This is a genomic window from Flavobacterium sp. LC2016-13, assembly GCF_009707955.1.
Lineage (GTDB): Bacteria > Bacteroidota > Bacteroidia > Flavobacteriales > Flavobacteriaceae > Flavobacterium.
Map to the genome: position 1 here is coordinate 1 of NZ_WMDQ01000028.1, position 15471 is coordinate 15471.

General features: G+C 32.7%; 18 protein-coding genes. 9 read left to right on the forward strand and 9 right to left on the reverse strand.

Features of this window, described 5'->3' with window-relative positions; all coding sequences use genetic code 11:
- Window positions 1–8: 8 nt before the first annotated feature.
- The 7 genes from GKZ86_RS24940 to GKZ86_RS24965 all read right to left on the reverse strand — a co-directional run bounded on the left by GKZ86_RS24940 (window position 9) and on the right by GKZ86_RS24965 (window position 5509).
- Window positions 9–680, reverse strand: a complete 672-nt coding sequence (locus tag GKZ86_RS24940; protein WP_154785727.1) for a DUF4369 domain-containing protein — start codon at window positions 678–680, stop codon at window positions 9–11.
- Between the two features lie 99 nt (window positions 681–779).
- Window positions 780–1655, reverse strand: coding sequence for a pirin family protein (locus GKZ86_RS24945; RefSeq protein ID WP_154785728.1), 876 nt, complete (start codon window positions 1653–1655; stop codon window positions 780–782).
- An 84-nt stretch (window positions 1656–1739) separates the two neighbouring features.
- A complete protein-coding gene (locus tag GKZ86_RS24950) occupies window positions 1740–2321 on the reverse strand; it encodes a Crp/Fnr family transcriptional regulator (protein ID WP_154785729.1) in 582 nt (193 codons plus the stop codon).
- Window positions 2322–2428: 107 nt separating this feature from the next.
- Window positions 2429–3361 (reverse strand): AraC family transcriptional regulator, encoded by a 933-nt coding sequence (locus tag GKZ86_RS24955; protein ID WP_154785730.1) that lies wholly within the window; start codon window positions 3359–3361, stop codon window positions 2429–2431.
- Between the two features lie 166 nt (window positions 3362–3527).
- The gene (locus GKZ86_RS24960; protein ID WP_194632669.1) at window positions 3528–3854 is read right to left on the reverse strand and encodes an AraC family transcriptional regulator; all 327 of its coding nucleotides are present in this window, start codon (window positions 3852–3854) and stop codon (window positions 3528–3530) included.
- Between the two features lie 25 nt (window positions 3855–3879).
- Window positions 3880–4461, reverse strand: coding sequence for a hypothetical protein (locus GKZ86_RS25290; RefSeq protein WP_194632670.1), 582 nt, complete (start codon window positions 4459–4461; stop codon window positions 3880–3882).
- Window positions 4462–4588: 127 nt separating this feature from the next.
- A complete protein-coding gene (locus tag GKZ86_RS24965) occupies window positions 4589–5509 on the reverse strand; it encodes an AraC family transcriptional regulator (RefSeq protein ID WP_154785732.1) in 921 nt (306 codons plus the stop codon).
- A gap of 455 nt (window positions 5510–5964) precedes the next feature.
- Between GKZ86_RS24965 and GKZ86_RS24970 the strand changes: the two genes are divergently transcribed.
- The 9 genes from GKZ86_RS24970 to GKZ86_RS25010 all read left to right on the forward strand — a co-directional run bounded on the left by GKZ86_RS24970 (window position 5965) and on the right by GKZ86_RS25010 (window position 14388).
- A complete protein-coding gene (locus tag GKZ86_RS24970) occupies window positions 5965–6483 on the forward strand; it encodes a RidA family protein (protein ID WP_154785733.1) in 519 nt (172 codons plus the stop codon).
- A gap of 219 nt (window positions 6484–6702) precedes the next feature.
- Window positions 6703–7593, forward strand: a complete 891-nt coding sequence (locus tag GKZ86_RS24975; protein WP_154785734.1) for an alpha/beta fold hydrolase — start codon at window positions 6703–6705, stop codon at window positions 7591–7593.
- Window positions 7590–8348: a sulfite exporter TauE/SafE family protein gene (locus tag GKZ86_RS24980; RefSeq protein ID WP_154785735.1), complete on the forward strand. Its 759-nt coding sequence runs from the start codon at window positions 7590–7592 to the stop codon at window positions 8346–8348. Before GKZ86_RS24975 ends, GKZ86_RS24980 begins: the two co-directional genes overlap by 4 nt.
- Window positions 8349–8365: 17 nt before the next feature.
- Window positions 8366–9349 (forward strand): type I glyceraldehyde-3-phosphate dehydrogenase, encoded by a 984-nt coding sequence (locus tag GKZ86_RS24985; protein ID WP_154785736.1) that lies wholly within the window; start codon window positions 8366–8368, stop codon window positions 9347–9349.
- Window positions 9350–9369: 20 nt separating this feature from the next.
- Window positions 9370–9984, forward strand: coding sequence for a pyridoxamine 5'-phosphate oxidase family protein (locus GKZ86_RS24990; protein ID WP_154785742.1), 615 nt, complete (start codon window positions 9370–9372; stop codon window positions 9982–9984).
- Between the two features lie 182 nt (window positions 9985–10166).
- Window positions 10167–11105: a ring-cleaving dioxygenase gene (locus GKZ86_RS24995; protein ID WP_154785737.1), complete on the forward strand. Its 939-nt coding sequence runs from the start codon at window positions 10167–10169 to the stop codon at window positions 11103–11105.
- A 113-nt stretch (window positions 11106–11218) separates the two neighbouring features.
- Window positions 11219–12190 (forward strand): proline iminopeptidase-family hydrolase, encoded by a 972-nt coding sequence (locus tag GKZ86_RS25000; RefSeq protein WP_228526648.1) that lies wholly within the window; start codon window positions 11219–11221, stop codon window positions 12188–12190.
- A gap of 489 nt (window positions 12191–12679) precedes the next feature.
- Window positions 12680–13405: a DUF6088 family protein gene (locus tag GKZ86_RS25005; protein ID WP_194632671.1), complete on the forward strand. Its 726-nt coding sequence runs from the start codon at window positions 12680–12682 to the stop codon at window positions 13403–13405.
- Entirely contained in the window at window positions 13405–14388 is a 984-nt protein-coding gene (locus GKZ86_RS25010; protein ID WP_154785739.1) for a nucleotidyl transferase AbiEii/AbiGii toxin family protein, read from the forward strand. Before GKZ86_RS25005 ends, GKZ86_RS25010 begins: the two co-directional genes overlap by 1 nt.
- A gap of 39 nt (window positions 14389–14427) precedes the next feature.
- Here GKZ86_RS25010 and GKZ86_RS25015 read toward each other — a convergent pair whose 3' ends face one another.
- Both GKZ86_RS25015 and GKZ86_RS25020 read right to left on the reverse strand, forming a co-directional pair.
- Window positions 14428–14817 (reverse strand): hypothetical protein, encoded by a 390-nt coding sequence (locus GKZ86_RS25015; RefSeq protein ID WP_154785740.1) that lies wholly within the window; start codon window positions 14815–14817, stop codon window positions 14428–14430.
- Between the two features lie 332 nt (window positions 14818–15149).
- A complete protein-coding gene (locus GKZ86_RS25020; protein ID WP_154785741.1) occupies window positions 15150–15419 on the reverse strand; it encodes a hypothetical protein in 270 nt (89 codons plus the stop codon).
- Window positions 15420–15471: the final 52 nt, after the last annotated feature.

The window sequence follows — 15471 nt, forward strand, 5'->3', positions numbered from 1 at the left end:
TTAGGTGGTCAGTTTGCTCCGAATCTGATGGTCAATTTAGGCTGAAAAAGCGTGGTCAATTTGACCGTTTTTTCCAGTTTAGTAATATCTAAAGCAGAATAAAGTGTATTTAATTCCTTTTTGCTAAGTATAGGATTTACCATTGCCAATTCAGCCAATATTGCTCCGCTAAAAGGATGACTGCGATGCTTTTTTAAAAAGACGGTTAATTTCGAATATAGCACCTTATTAAAGTCTTTTTTTCCTGAATTCAGTTGGTAAAAATTTAAATATTCTTGCTGTATTTCCGAAGAATGAGATCCTTTAATTCCGTCAATATGCATGATTTCCACAGATTTCCCATCTTTATTAACCTTATTTGCACTAATCTGAATGTCAATATTATTATTCTCCAAATAAAATTGAGGAGCATTCTCTGCAGATTTTATATAAACCTGAGCACTTACTGTATCACTTAATGTACCCTTAAATTCAAAATTATTATTGACAATCTTTACGCTGTCCTCAACATTATTATAATATAAGTACGCAAATTTATCGGTAATATCTCCTTTTATAGTGCCATGAATTTTATAGATGCTCAGATTGCTTTTTGAAATGTTTTGGCTGTATAGACATGCAGTTGCAAAAATAAAAATGGATAATGTCCACTTTGCAGCTTTGATTTTGAATTTAATCATTTGTTTTTGAATTTTATTAAACGTTGAAATAAGAATGGTATTTATTTAACTGTGTTTTTTACCTATAATTGTAGCCAAATGTGAATGATAATGATAATTTTACATAGTCATTGGAACTTCCATCAGAAGAATTTCAGAAGCATCTAACTTAGAAATTACTTCAAGAGAAGCCAGATCCCAAATTCCCATTCCGTCTTTTTCATTAAGTAAAGTACCGTTTACCAGAAAGCTTCCTTTTATAATAAATGCATAAACACCATTACCTTTCTTTTTGATCTGGTATGTACTGGTAAATTTGTTATCAAAAATTCCCAAGTGAAACCATGCATCCTGATAGATCCATACACCCTCATCTGTAGCATCAGGAGATAAAATTTGCTGAAATTTATTATGGCGGTCTTGTGACTTTAAAGTGATCTGGTCGTATCTCGGAATTACACTTTTTCTATTAGGATAAAGCCATATTTGAAGAAATTTAACCGGTTTATCCTGGTTGTTGTTAAATTCACTGTGGTAAATTCCGGTTCCAGCACTCATAACCTGAATATCACCTTTTTTGATGATGGCCACATTATTCATACTGTCCTTATGCTCAAGATCACCTTCCAGAGGAATAGATATAATTTCCATATTATCATGAGGATGAGTACCAAATCCTTTTGATGGGTCTACAACATCATCATTGAGTACTCTCAGGACGCCAAAGTGCATTCTGTCTGGATTGTAGTAAGAGGCAAAACTAAAAGTCTGATGCGTATCAAGCCATCCATGATTAGAATGACCTCGAGATTCGGCCTTGTGTAAGATGCTATTTTCTGTTACTGGAGTGTCAATAGAGGGCAGGTGATTAAAACCTACAGGTTCAAGAGGTTTTATTTCGTCAATATCATTTTTCATGATGTTGGCTACTGCTGCCGAAGCAACAAACATTCCAGTTCCTAAGAGTCCTTTTTTGATAAAATCTTTCCTGTCCATGTTTTTTGAGTATTTGGGTTCGCAGCAAATTTCTACTATAAAAGAAACCTGTGCATTGAACTGGGACAAGATTTACGTAAAAAATCAGGATTTAAGTTTTCGGGTCCGGATTTTTGATAAAAATTCTGGAGAGATACCCAAATAAGAAGCAATATAATGTTGCGGCACACGCAATGGTATAGTGGGATACGTCTGCAGAAATTCATTATATTTTTGTTCTGCCGTGCAAGTAATATTATGAAGAAGACGATTTTGAGTAACGGCTAAATGACGCTGCACCAAAATTCTGAAGGCTCTTTCAAAACGCGGTGCCTGCTCAAAAAGCTTCTCTTTGGTTTCTGGATTAAAGATCAAAAGATCAGTATCTTCTATAGTTTCTATACAAACATTGCTGCCATTTGTTTCGTAAATGCTAAAAGAAATATCGCTAATCCATGAGTTTTCGACCGCAAATTGTAAGATTACTTCAAACCCGTTTTCATCTATATAATATTTCCGGATACAGCCCCGAACTACAAATGCATCAAAAGTACACTTTTCGCCTTTTTGAAGCATAACCGTTTTCTTTTTGATTTGTTTGAAATACAATAATGAATTAAATATATCCAGCTCTTCTTGTGCGAAGTTCACATATCTTGAAATAGCGGTATTAATTTGTGTAAACATTATCTCAATGGATTTATTTGTCATCAAAACTAAAGTGTTTTTTTAAGATTTATCTTATAAGTATGTTAAGTTGAGATATTGTCTATTTTACGAAATAAAGGTTAATTCTATAAACTTTTTTTTCTGTAATCTAAAGGAGTGAGCCCTGTATGTTTTTTGAAAAAAATGCTAAAATAAGAGGTATAGCTAAATCCTAACATATATGCAATTTCTTTCATTGTGTATTGAGAATCCTGAATTAAAATCTTTGCTGTAGAAAGCGTTTTTTCAGCGATTAATTGGCCAGCTGTTTTTCCCGTTCTTTCTTTTAAAATGGTTGACAGATAATTTTCGTGAAGTTGCTGCATCTCTGCATAATCTTTTATATGCAATATTTGCTTCACTTTGCCTTTTAGTAGCTGATCATAATGGTATTCCAGGTTTTGTGTAAAATCGTTTAAAATATCCGGATTTCTGGATTCTACATTATTCACACTATAACCTGCCCAGAATTCTTGTTTTATTTTTAGTAAAATTCTGGTAAGCAGATTTGCACATATTTTCTTTTTAAGGGGTGTATCTTTTTTTAGTTCCTGGTGAATTAGTAAAATAATTGTTCTTAACTCTTGTTGAAATTCTGCAGAAGTATGGAGTGGCAAATGTCTTTCAAATAACAAAAAAGGGAATGTTTTATAAATAGAAATCCCGGCATATTTTACAATAAAATCTTCAGAAAATAATAAACCATAAGTTTCAGTTACATCTTCCCACGTTAGTTCTTGCAGATCGCCTGGTTTGTTCATAAACAACATATTAGGTCTAATATCTACCGTTACATCTTCGTATCTCATTGAACCGTATGAATCTATAACAATTCCAATTACAAAAAAGATAGAACGGTGCAATGTATAAGTCCATGGAAGTCTTTCTTTTGGGTGTAATATTTTTGAAATTATTAATGAAAAATCTTCGTCGCCAACGTGTCCCTCAGAGAAATTGCTGCCCATGACTTTTACAGTATCATAAAAATCGTGCGTTTCTTTTTTTTCTATTTTAGCCATTTTTTTAAAAGAAATATTTATACTTAATATGTACTATTTTATAAAAATAGTTCTCAATTTTATGGTTTAAAATTGACTTAATGTATTATCTTTTTTTAGATGATATTTAATCATCGTTATTATAATTCCACTTTTTGTTTATGCTTTTTTAATTTAAAACAAAACATTAATCAGGAATTGAGTTCTGATATTGTTTTCTGTAAACCCCTGGAGCAGATAGGGTTTGAGTTTTGAAAAAGCTATAAAAATAATTCAGATCACTAAAACCAAAAAGGAAAGCGATGTCTTTCATCGATTTTTCAGAATATTTTAGAAGATACTTAATTTCATCTATAAGTTTTTCGTTTATCCATTCATTTACAGTCTTTTTGGTACCGCTCGTTATGATCTTACATAAATAATTTTCATCCAAATTTAGTAGTTGCGCATGTTCTTTGATACGCATCAGTACTAAACAATTACCATTAATCAATTCGTTAAAATTATTTTCCATATTTTGACGGAAATCGATGATAATTTTATTGTTTTTTTCGTTGTTTTTTTTTAATATCCAAATCACTTTCCTGTTGTAATTGTATGAAAAACAATAGGTTAAGCGCCATGTTTGCCATAATCTCTTCTTTATAACAAGCATCAGAAGTTGCAATATCATATATTTCGAGACAAGTTTTTTCAAAATAATTCATTGTATCTTCCGGAAGGCAGCAGCAATAACCATTTTTGGCATCAAAGTCTAAAATATTATTAATGCCTCCGGGAAAGTATTTTAAAATGAAAGATTTTTGGAATGTTATATTGTAAACTTTTTCCATATCTGTCCAGTCAATTTTAAAAAAGGAATCAGGACAGGCTATTACCACATAGTTAGGCCGTAATTCAAACTTATTATCACCCACAGTAAAACTGCCATTTGCCTTAGTGACAATAGTAAAACTATAATAATCAGATCTAAAAGTAGGCGAATGAAAAGGAAATGTCAGATCCCATTCATGAACTTTTACTATTGAAAACTCATCGTTGTCTATATAATCATGAAAAGTAAGATTTAAAAAATCAATCTGGTCTTTATATTTGCTAATTGTGGTAAGTTTTGGTATCATGATCTTGTAAAATAAAGTTAGACAATTTTTAAATGATGAATTAGGAACTTTTATTTTTCAAAGATATTAGATATGAAAATTTCAATTATAATCTATTATTGACATTTAGTTATAAAATTTAAAGATATTAACTTTTGTGCAAACTTTTCCTGTAATAAGTAGGAGTAAGTGTGGTTTGGCTTTTAAAGTAAAAGTTAAAATATCGACTGTTGGTAAATTGAAATATGTCCGCAATCTCTGCTATTGGCATAGATGTTTCTGTCAATAACATTTTAACTTCAACCAGAAGTCTGCTATTAATCCATGCGGTTGGAGTTCTTCCTGTTTTAGTTTTTATTATTCTGGAAAAGTAATCTTCATTTAAAAATTGTAAATCTGCAAAATCTTTGGCTTTTAACTGTTCTGGTTTTTTCCTTTCTACGATTTCATTAAAGTAGTTTCCTAAATCTTTATAAAAGGTATTAACTATTGAATTGTTATTCTCAGTAAATGGGTGTAACTGATTTTGAAAAAGTTCTGTAATCTTAATAAGCAGAAATTCCAGCATATTACCAATTAATATCATTTTTTGATCTTGACTACGTTCAATTTCCTGTTTAATCTGGTCTGTGTTATTCTTTATTATCAGATAGTTTTCCGGGTCTGCTTTTGTATAAATAAACGATTCAGAAAGTAAAAATGGAAATTCTTTATATATATCATAAAAACAATAGTTAGCAAGAAAGTTTTCGGTAAAGCAGATAAAATAAGCTTCCGTTAAATGATCGAATTTATAATTACGATAATGCCCAGGACCAGTGATAAATATACCGGATGATTCTAATTGTATGACTTCATCATTATAAAGGTGTGTGGCACTACCTTCATTAATTATAAAAATAGTAAAGAAATTGGCTTTGTAATTATCAGGAGAGTTGAGTAATTTATTTTTGTTCCATTGGTTAATTTCCGTAAGCATAAAATCATTGCTTATCAATTCAGTTGAAGGCAGTCCGAACCAATCGCTAATCTCTTTCAGCGTATTAAATATGGGTATTTGCTTTTCCATTGAGTTTTTTTAATATTAAACTTCTTAATACATATAAAAATAAGAATGTATTTATTTTAAAAAGTTGATTTTGTGTTAATTTTTTATTCAAGATATGTTTATCACAACTTGCTAATTATTTGTGCTTTTTTTTATAAAATATTACATTTCAGTTTCTTACACAGTGCATATTTACTAAAGAAAAACAAGGTTTACTAATCTAAAAGGGGAAAAATAATTAAATCTTAGGTTTTTATAATCATTAGTAAATTATTCACAGAGAATGAAATTTTCATTCGGTATAATTTTGCTTCAACAAGTACAGAAGTTCATTTTCACTCCTTTATTAAATTCCAATTTTTCTACTTTATAAGGAATAATTTTTAAGTCCGAAACAGACAAATATTAAAGTGATAAAAAATAAATAAAAGGGAAAGCCGAAACCCTAATCAAGTAGGCGCAATAAAATTATCGTTATGAAAACAGTATTAAAAAAATTAAAATTAATGTCAATATGTATTGTATTGGCATTTACAATTCAGAGTTGTGGTCAAAAGGAAAAAGAATTAGAAGACCAAACTAAAAATAAAGCAATTGTTGTAGATGAAAAGCCGGAGTATTTTTTACTGCGTCCCCAAGTTGAAAAGACTTATGGTTATTCACACGCAGTAAAAATAGGCAATACTATTAAGATTTCAGGAGCTGTAAGTTTTGACGATCAAGGAAAGCCTACAGCAAAAGGTGATTTAGCCCAACAAATGAAAAATTGCTATGCGGATTTGGATAAAATACTAAAACATTATGATTGCACATTTGATGATGTAATCATGGAAAATATTTTTACAACCAACATGCCTTTATTTCTTGAAGTATCAGGATACAGAAAAGAAATCTACAAGAAAAATTTTCCAACAGGTTCCTGGCTTGGTGTAAAAGCATTAGCATTTCCTGAATTAATGATAGAAATAGAATTGGAAGTTTATAAGCCACAATAATTTCCAGAGCTATTTTGAATTTCTTTTTTATTTCCAGAGTTAAGAACTGTACTCCAATATCTTTATTTTTTATAATTTTTGGTAAGAATAGAACAGAAATCCAATTGGAGCCAATACCTAATTTTGTCGTGTAGAAATGTTTAAAGTTTATAAACGTTTTGGAAATTCAGCAAGAGGATCGGGAAATAATGATTTCATGTATTATTAAATTTAAATGTTATGGATTTTGGGAGTAAGCAGACAACGAAAATAAGTCATAAGGTTATAAGCATAGATTCGATAAAAATTGCCTATCGCGAAGCCGGAGAAACTGGAAATCCTATTTTATTATTACTTCATGGATTTCCATCTTCTTCGCATATGTTTCGAAATGTGATACCTGAATTATCAAAACATTTTCATGTTATTGCTCCTGATCTGCCTGCATTTGGTTTTAGTGATGTTCCAGATTTAGAAACGTTTAGTTACACTTTCGAAAACTACGCTACCATTGTTGCCCATTTTCTGGAAAAGTTAGAGATAACTAAAGCGAGTTTTTATCTTTTTGACTACGGTGCGCCAATTTTAATGCGTTTAGTCATCAAGCGTCCCGAAATGATAGAGATGCTTATTTTTCAAAATGGAAATATTTATAAGGAAGGAGTTGGTAACGTGTTAAAAGAAGTCAGTGCATTATATAGAAATGATGATTTTGAAAGCTATAGTAAACTAAAAAAGTTTTTTGAATTTGATTATACCAAATGGGAATACACAAATGGAGTACAGGATATTTCAAATATAGCCGCAGAAACCTATTTTTTAGATCAGTTTTTAATGGACCGCGAGGGAGTTAAAGAGATTCAGATGGAATTAAAGCGTGATTATAAAACTAATGTAGCGTTTTATCCGGTTTGGCAAGATTTTTTAAAAAATCTGCAACCCGTTACCTTAATTGTCTGGGGAGAGAATGACGAAGTATTCAAAAAAGAAGGAGCGGAAATGCTAAAGACAGACCTGGTAGAGTCAAAGCTTTTATTTTATCCTACCGGTCATTTTGCACTTGAAGAATTTGGAAATGATATAGCAGAAGAAATAATAAGCTTTTGGTATTTAAACTTTAAACAATTATGAACAGTTATTTTGAACTTTTCTTTTTATTCCTGATGGCCTTTATTGGCAGTGCTGCGAATGTAACTATTGGCGGAGGCTGGTTTATTATTTTTCCAAGTTTGATTTTTAGAGGTATACAGCCTGTAACAGGTACGGCAACTACAACAATAATTCTTTTATCCGGTTTTCTTGCTTCATCAAAACCTAGTAAGAAAACAGGAGAAATTTCGAAACGGCATTTTAATTATATGGTTTTAGCCTGCACTATAGGAGGAGTTACAGGAGCCTTTCTGCTCATAGCTTTTTCGCATAAAGTGTTTGAAAGTATTGCACCTTATTTATTATTATGTTCCTGGATTCTTTTTAGTTTTTATAATCAGATACAGCATTATTTTAATTCGGAGTTTGCAGTCAGAAAAGAATTTAAATACTCACATGAAAAACTAATTCTGATTTTTTTATTAGGCATCTATGGTGGATATTTTGGCGCAGGTATGGGAATGATTGTTTTTATTCTATTCAGTTTTTACGGAATCAAAAACAATGACACTCTGGAAAGATTAGCCTTGTTTTTAGTTGGAGCCAATAATGGGATTGCGATTCTTATTTTTACTTGTTCAGGGTTAATTTTTTGGCCTTTCGCAATCGTAATGATGGCGGGTTCTATTTTGGGAGGTTACTTAGGAAATGCATTCAAAGAAAAAATTAATATAACAATGGTAAAAAAAAATGCAATAGTTATCGGGGCAACAGTCACCCTTTATTTCTTATTATAAATTAAATACATTATCAGATGAAAAGAATTGCAATTAATGGTTTTGGCCGTATTGGCAGGGCCGCGTTAAAAATTATTACGGATACACCTGATCAGGAAGTGGTAGGAATTAACGATCTAATGAGTATCGAAAATGCTGTTTTTTTACTGCAAAGAGATAGTATATACGGCAAATATGAAAAAGCGGTATCGTTTAAAGATGATACTATTTTCATTGAAGGAAAAGCAATAAAATACACAACAATTAAAGATCCGTCAGAACTTCCGTGGAAATCGCTGAATGTTGATGTTGTAATAGAAAGTACCGGCTTTTTTACCAATAAACCAGATGCAGAAAAACATTTACATGCAGGGGCTAAATTTGTAGTTATTTCTGGCCCTACAAAAGATACTCCCACAATTGTACACGGTGTGAATACAGACGAAGGTAAAATAGAAATCTTTTCCTGCGGAAGCTGTACGACAAATAATATTGGTCCAATTATAGAAATACTGGGACGACGTATAGGTATAAAAAAGGCGATTTTAAATACGACACATGCTTATACAGCTTCTCAAACTTTAGTCGATGCTCCCTCAAAAAAAGAACCAAGAATGGGACGTGCAGCCGGACTTAATTCAGCACCTGCTGCTACTGGTGCAGCGGTAGCCGTTACAAAAGCATTACCTGAATTTGTTGGCAAATTTGACGGTATTGCTGTGCGTGTGCCAGTACCAATTGGTTCAATATCTGATATTACTTTCGTAACGCAAAGAGCAACTACAATAGAAGAAATTAATGCGATTTTAACCGAAGAAGCCCAAACGCCCCGTTACAATAAAGTCGTTGAAGTTAGCCATGAACAATTAGTTTCGAGCGACATCATTAAAAGCACTTATGCTGCAACTGTAGACCTTGAAATGACAAGAGTGGTAGATGGAGATTTAGTGAAGGTTATGGCCTGGTATGATAATGAATGGGGATTTACAAATCAAATGGTCAGACAGATTCAGGAACTTTAAATGTAATAATAAAATTTGCGATGAATTATCAAGAACTAGCTTTCAGCGATGCCATAAAAGAAATTCAGGAAAAAAAAGGAAGCCGGAACAGCTATGCCCGAATGGAAAAAATGTCCTATACCGATGGTCTAACAGAACAGGAGATGGCATTTATAGAAAGTCAGGATAGCTTTTATATGGCTTCTTATGGTGAAAATGAATTTCCATACATACAACATCGAGGCGGACCACAGGGTTTTGTGAAAATTATAGATGCAAATACAATCGGAATTGTTGATTTTGTTGGAAATCGTCAATATATTTCAGTAGGAAATATTTCAAAAAATCCTAAAGTAGCCATTATTATGGTTTCTTATCCTCAAAGGGCACGTTTAAAAATTTATGCAGAAGCTCAAATCTTAGATGTAGAAGGTAATATTGAATTATATGAAAAACTAAAACCTGAAGATTATAAGTTTAAGCCAGAGCAAATGATGATTTTTAAAATCAAGGCTTATGATTGGAATTGCCCGCAGCATATCACACCACGATATACAGTTGCAGAAATCAAGGAAGTTTTTGATCTTCAAAAAAAACATATTACCGATCTTGAACAGCAAATTAAAGATTTAGAGGCGCTTCTTTCAAAAAAGTAAAATACAAATACTAAATCCAATCCCAGATTTAAAAAGTTTTGTTTCAAATGGGACAATATTATTTGATGGTAATGGATATAAAACGCGGTTTTTTATTTCTTAATCTAGATTAATGGATGTGCAGACAGAAGAGAAGTAAATTTGTATAAGAAAATCAAAAACAACTTAACACATAAAATACCATGGAAAATCAAATTTTAGGCTTACACCATATTACTGCAATTGCAGGTGACGCTAAACGTAATTTCAATTTTTACTCAAAAATATTAGGATTAAGATTCATCAAAAAAACGGTGAATTTTGACGATCCAGGAACATACCATTTTTACTTTGGTGATAAAATAGGAAGTGCAGGAACTATCTTAACTTTTTTCCCTTGGGGAGAAGGGATTCAGCAGGGAGTAAAAGGATCCGGAATGGCTACCGAAATTGGATATTCTGTTCCAAAAGGAAGCCTTGATTTCTGGCAGAAACGTTTTGAACAATATAATGTAATCTATAATAAACCGGCTGAAAAATTCGGAGAAAAATATCTTACTTTTCTTGATCCGGATGGGTTAAAATTAGAGTTAATCGAATCTAAAACAGAAGATAATAGAAAACCGTGGGAAACTGACGAAGTAAAAACAGATGTAGCCACAAGAGGTTTTCATAACATTACTTTGACTTTAAACAGCATAAAAGCAACTGCTGCAATCTTAACAGAAATTTTTGGTTATAAATTGATTGATCAAGACGTAAACCGCTACCGTTATGCAACAACTGCTGTAGAAAATGCTGCCATTGTTGATTTAGTAGAATTGGCTGATGAAAAACGTGGTTTAAATGCAAATGGAACTGTTCACCACGTGGCTTTCCGTGTACAAAATGATGAAATTTTAATGCATTTCCGTGAAAAAATCGAAGCATACGGATTGTCAATTACACCACAAATAGACAGACAATATTTCCACTCGCTATATTTTAGAGAGCCAGGAGGTGTTTTGTTTGAAATCGCAACAGATAATCCTGGATTTACAGTAGATGAAAGCTTAGAAGAATTAGGACAAAACTTAAAACTTCCGGCGCAATACGAACCTCAAAGATCTAGTATTGAAAAACATTTGGTTAAAATTAATTAAGAATTTTTAAATAAACATAAATAAATTAAACATTGCCCATGATCGCTAACAAAAACATTTTTTTACTGGCCTTAGTTGCTTTTTTTTTAAATGCATGTAATAAAGAAAACAACTTGGAAAATAAAAACGCAAGTGTTAATACTTACCTGAACGACACTACTTCGGGTATTAAAACAGGTGGTGTAAAGGTTGTACAAATTACTACACCAAAAGATAAGTTCAATGTATGGACGAAGAGAATTGGAAATAATCCGAAAATCAAGTTATTGCTTCTTAACGGAGGGCCAGGGGCAACGCACGAATATTTTGAGTGTATGGAAAGTTTTTTACCTGCAGAAGGTATTGAATTTATTTATTACGATCAATTAGGAACTGGTAATTCTGATAATCCAAACGATCCGGCACTTTGGGACCTGCCACGTTTTGTAGAAGAAATAGAGCAGGTACGTCAGGCACTAAAACTGGATAAGGACAATTTTTATTTATTAGGACACTCATGGGGTGGAATTTTAGCAGCACAATATGCCCTTAAATATCAACAAAATATAAAAGGGCTTATTATTTCAAATATGATGATGAGTGCTATCGAATATGATAAATATGCAAAAGAAGTACTGGCAAAGCAACTAGATCCAAAAGTTTTGGCCAGAATCAGGGAAATCGAAAAAAACAAGGATTTTGAAAATCCGGAATATATGGGATTACTTGTGCCTAATTTTTATTGTAAACATATTTTACGTTTAGATCCAAGCCTATGGCCGGAGCCTGTTAATCGTGCATTTAGTAAAATCAATCAATCGCTGTATGTAACGATGCAGGGACCAAGTGAATTTGGTCTTTCTGGTAAACTCGAAAGATGGGATGTTACAAAAGAACTTCCTAAAATTACAGTACCGACATTATCAATTGGTGCAAAATATGATACCATGAATCCTGAACACATGAAGTGGATAGCTACACAGGTTAAAAACGGAACGTATTTGTATTGCGATAAAGGAAGTCATATGAGTATGTATGATGACCAGCAAACCTATATGAAAGGATTGATTAAATTTCTAAAAGATACAGATCAAAGTAAGAATTGAAAGTCTTCGCTTATTTTAATTTTTTAAGAAAAAAAATCTAAACATTAAATTTTGTCAAAAAAAAAGTCCTAATTTTCATTAGGACTTTTTTGTGGGGATTTAATATATTCGAACCCACACTCTTTAAACTGTGATTTGCCTGAATTTCTTATTCTTCAAAAATCGATGTGCTACGATTATGCCACGAAACTTTGACTGTAAATTATCTTTCAAAAAAGATTTAGCATTTTGTGGCAAAAACGGAGGCAACTCCACTTTGAATATAGATTGGTTTTTACCAATTTTTAAAGCTAATCAATCCTAAATTAGCTACTGAACACAAATTTTTACATTTATAAAGCGCTTATTTTACAAAAAATTAAACACTATATGGCTTATTTTAGGATTTGTTCTTCCACATTTATTTGTTTATTATGTCTCTTCTTGTGTCAAGTAAAAGTTGGAAAAAACTTGACAATTGATGTATAATTGCATATCTTTGCAGTTATTATGACAGTAGCCGATAAAATAGAACGTAAAATAAAACAGATTGCGCCGGGAGAGGTATTTGGATATACTGCACTTGGTCTTTCTGCTGATGAATTACTGGCAGGAGCAAAAGCGCTTGGCAGATTGACTTCTAGAGGTATAGTTAAAAGAGCAAGAAAGGGATATTATTATAAACCCAAAATAAGTGTGTTCGGCGAACAGAAACCCAGGGAAGAAGTGCTGCTGGGATTGTATTTGTATGAGGACAGTAGACAGACTGCTTATGTTACGGGCACAAGGCTTTATAATAGGCTGGGGCTGACTACACAGGTTACAAATGCAGTGCGTGTTGCCTCTCAGAGCAGGCAAATAAAAGGACGTGCTGGGAGTATGGCTGTAAAACCTGCGAAGAGTTATGTTAAGGTTACACCTGATAAGATTCGTTATCTTGAGATCCTGGATGTTATGAAAGATTTTAATTCTATTCCAGATATGCAGGCCAAAGACGGACTTACCTATTTAAAAAAAGAAATAGGTCGTTTAAAAAATGATGAGATTAAAAAGCTGGTATCTTACGGGATTTCATATCCTCCAAAAGTAAGAGCGCTGCTTGGAGCGGTGCTGGAAGATATAAAGGATTTCGGAGACTTAAAGAAGCTAAAGGCATCAATTAATCCAGCAAGCCGTTACCAGTATGGGATTACTGTAGAATTACTGCCCACTATTAATTTCTGGAACATAGGATAATGAATTTACATTTAGATAAAGACAGTTTTGAAGGAGCCATTGTAATTGCAGCGGAGCATTTTAAAGTTTCAGAGATTTTAATAGAGAAAGATTACTGGGTTACATATGCACTGCAAGAGCTGTTTTCGTCTGCAGTAAAAGACAATATTGTTTTTAAAGGCGGAACATCCCTTTCCAAATGTTATAAAATTATTCACAGGTTCTCTGAAGACATTGACCTCATAATTATAAAAGAGCCTGGTGATTCTGGCAACGCATTAAAAAATAAACTAAAAGAAGTAACGAATATAACAGATGATTCGATATTAAATCCTGTTGAGGATCATCCCGGTACAAATAAAAAAGGGAGCATTCGTAAGATAGTATATTCTTTTCCCAAGCTGGGCATGCAAGGACAGTATGGTGAGGTTGGAGAATTTATTGCGGTTGAGGTTTCTCATATGGGAAGTTCTGAGCCCCGCCAGACCACATATATCTGCAGCTTGATAGCAGAATATATTAAACAAAGCCAGACTCCTGAACTTATTGAAAGATTCGGGCTTGAGGATTTTCAAGTTACGGCGCTGGGAATTGAACGCACGTTCTGCGAAAAAATTATCAGTCTGGTACGTTTTTCACATACGGAAAACCCCATTGAAGAATTGTCTAAAAAGGTGCGCCACACTTATGATCTTCATCTGCTGTTAAAGCAGGACAAAATTAAAGAATTCACTGCTTCAAAAGAATTTGACCAAATGCTGCTGCAGGTCGGACTCGATGATGATAAGGCCATTCCTAACAATAAAGACTGGCTATATGTGCACCCTGGAGACGCACTATTATTTAAAAGTACTGCAGCTGTTTGGGAACAATTAACGAAAATTTATACTTCTTCGTTTAAAGAAATGGTGACTGGCGAACTTCCAAAGGAGGGTGAAGTTTTGGAGACTCTGATGTTTCTATCTGGGAGAATTCAGAAAATGGATTGGCCGATAACAAAATAATATTTCAGAAAAAATTAAGCGCTGGCAAACATTTATTATTCAAAGATTTGAAAAAAGTGAATTGTCTGAGTGATTTATTTTAAACAAAAAACTAAACTGATTTACTTTAAAAAGGTAAAAAACCTTATTTGTTAGAAATGATATTGAATCTCTAAATTTCATATTTTCAAATTGACTCAAGTTTAAGTTTTGCAAACCACAAGATTTTATCGTAAAATTAGTTGGTGTACCCACAATTTTAAAATCTAGCGAAGGAACATTGTCTCCTGTAGATTCGTAATAAATAGGCAGTTCAGCTAGTTTCGCTTTAATTTCAATTAAGTCTTTACTTTCAATTATGTTGGGTTTAGCAAAAATGAAATATGTATATCCCAAATAGAATAATACCATAAATATCCACGAAAAAGTTGCTTTATTATTTTTTTTCATTCGTTTTTTACACGATTTTTGTCCTTATGCTCGCTAACGTCAGTTTGTCTCAAAACCTCCATTTTTTATTATTTTGAACGTAAATATAGCTGATTTAAACTACAAAATAACTTCCTGTAAAAACTCAATCTGTTGATTGTTTTGAACGAGTACCTTTTTACTTGAATAAACTAAATCAAAAAGCGTTTGCAATGTGGCTTTTTAGATACTTACTACTTAATAAAACGTATTAAGAACCTTTTTTTTAGCCCGAGTTACAAACGCTACAATTATCTTTTAAATATTATGTAGGCACTCGTTGCATACAAGCACCAGAGGGAATAAAAAAATCACTAACCGAATACTCCGTTGATCTGCGATAACACCCAACTGAAACCTCCGCCTGCCAAATTCACATAACAGGTTTGTCCACTGAATGCAATAATAGTTCTACCCGCAGGAGCAGTCACCTGAAAATTTTGTGTATCAACTACATTGGGATTAATGGTGGCGGGATAACTTGTGCCGTTGATGGTGATTTGAACTACCACATTTTGTCCGTACCAGTAGCCTGTTACGTAACTGAAAGCGGTGAGGCTGGAAAAAACGGTCAAATTGACCATAGATTTTCAGTTTAAAATGATCACTCGATTCGGAGCAAACTGATCACCTAAT

What these genes read in the sequence shown, in the direction of transcription:
- GKZ86_RS25015 (WP_154785740.1), bottom strand. Translation starts at nt 14,817, where the DNA reads ATGAAAAAAAATAATAAAGCAACTTTTTCGTGGATATTTATGGTATTA.
- GKZ86_RS24980 (WP_154785735.1), top strand. Translation starts at nt 7,590, where the DNA reads ATGAACAGTTATTTTGAACTTTTCTTTTTATTCCTGATGGCCTTTATT.
- GKZ86_RS24985 (WP_154785736.1), top strand. Translation starts at nt 8,366, where the DNA reads ATGAAAAGAATTGCAATTAATGGTTTTGGCCGTATTGGCAGGGCCGCG.
- GKZ86_RS24995 (WP_154785737.1), top strand. Translation starts at nt 10,167, where the DNA reads ATGGAAAATCAAATTTTAGGCTTACACCATATTACTGCAATTGCAGGT.
- GKZ86_RS25010 (WP_154785739.1), top strand. Translation starts at nt 13,405, where the DNA reads ATGAATTTACATTTAGATAAAGACAGTTTTGAAGGAGCCATTGTAATT.
- GKZ86_RS24940 (WP_154785727.1), bottom strand. Translation starts at nt 680, where the DNA reads ATGATTAAATTCAAAATCAAAGCTGCAAAGTGGACATTATCCATTTTT.
- GKZ86_RS24990 (WP_154785742.1), top strand. Translation starts at nt 9,370, where the DNA reads ATGAATTATCAAGAACTAGCTTTCAGCGATGCCATAAAAGAAATTCAG.
- GKZ86_RS25020 (WP_154785741.1), bottom strand. Translation starts at nt 15,419, where the DNA reads ATGGTCAATTTGACCGTTTTTTCCAGCCTCACCGCTTTCAGTTACGTA.
- GKZ86_RS25290 (WP_194632670.1), bottom strand. Translation starts at nt 4,461, where the DNA reads ATGATACCAAAACTTACCACAATTAGCAAATATAAAGACCAGATTGAT.
- GKZ86_RS24950 (WP_154785729.1), bottom strand. Translation starts at nt 2,321, where the DNA reads ATGTTTACACAAATTAATACCGCTATTTCAAGATATGTGAACTTCGCA.
- GKZ86_RS24960 (WP_194632669.1), bottom strand. Translation starts at nt 3,854, where the DNA reads ATGGAAAATAATTTTAACGAATTGATTAATGGTAATTGTTTAGTACTG.
- GKZ86_RS24955 (WP_154785730.1), bottom strand. Translation starts at nt 3,361, where the DNA reads ATGGCTAAAATAGAAAAAAAAGAAACGCACGATTTTTATGATACTGTA.
- GKZ86_RS24945 (WP_154785728.1), bottom strand. Translation starts at nt 1,655, where the DNA reads ATGGACAGGAAAGATTTTATCAAAAAAGGACTCTTAGGAACTGGAATG.
- GKZ86_RS24965 (WP_154785732.1), bottom strand. Translation starts at nt 5,509, where the DNA reads ATGGAAAAGCAAATACCCATATTTAATACGCTGAAAGAGATTAGCGAT.
- GKZ86_RS24975 (WP_154785734.1), top strand. Translation starts at nt 6,703, where the DNA reads ATGGATTTTGGGAGTAAGCAGACAACGAAAATAAGTCATAAGGTTATA.
- GKZ86_RS25005 (WP_194632671.1), top strand. Translation starts at nt 12,680, where the DNA reads ATGACAGTAGCCGATAAAATAGAACGTAAAATAAAACAGATTGCGCCG.
- GKZ86_RS24970 (WP_154785733.1), top strand. Translation starts at nt 5,965, where the DNA reads ATGAAAACAGTATTAAAAAAATTAAAATTAATGTCAATATGTATTGTA.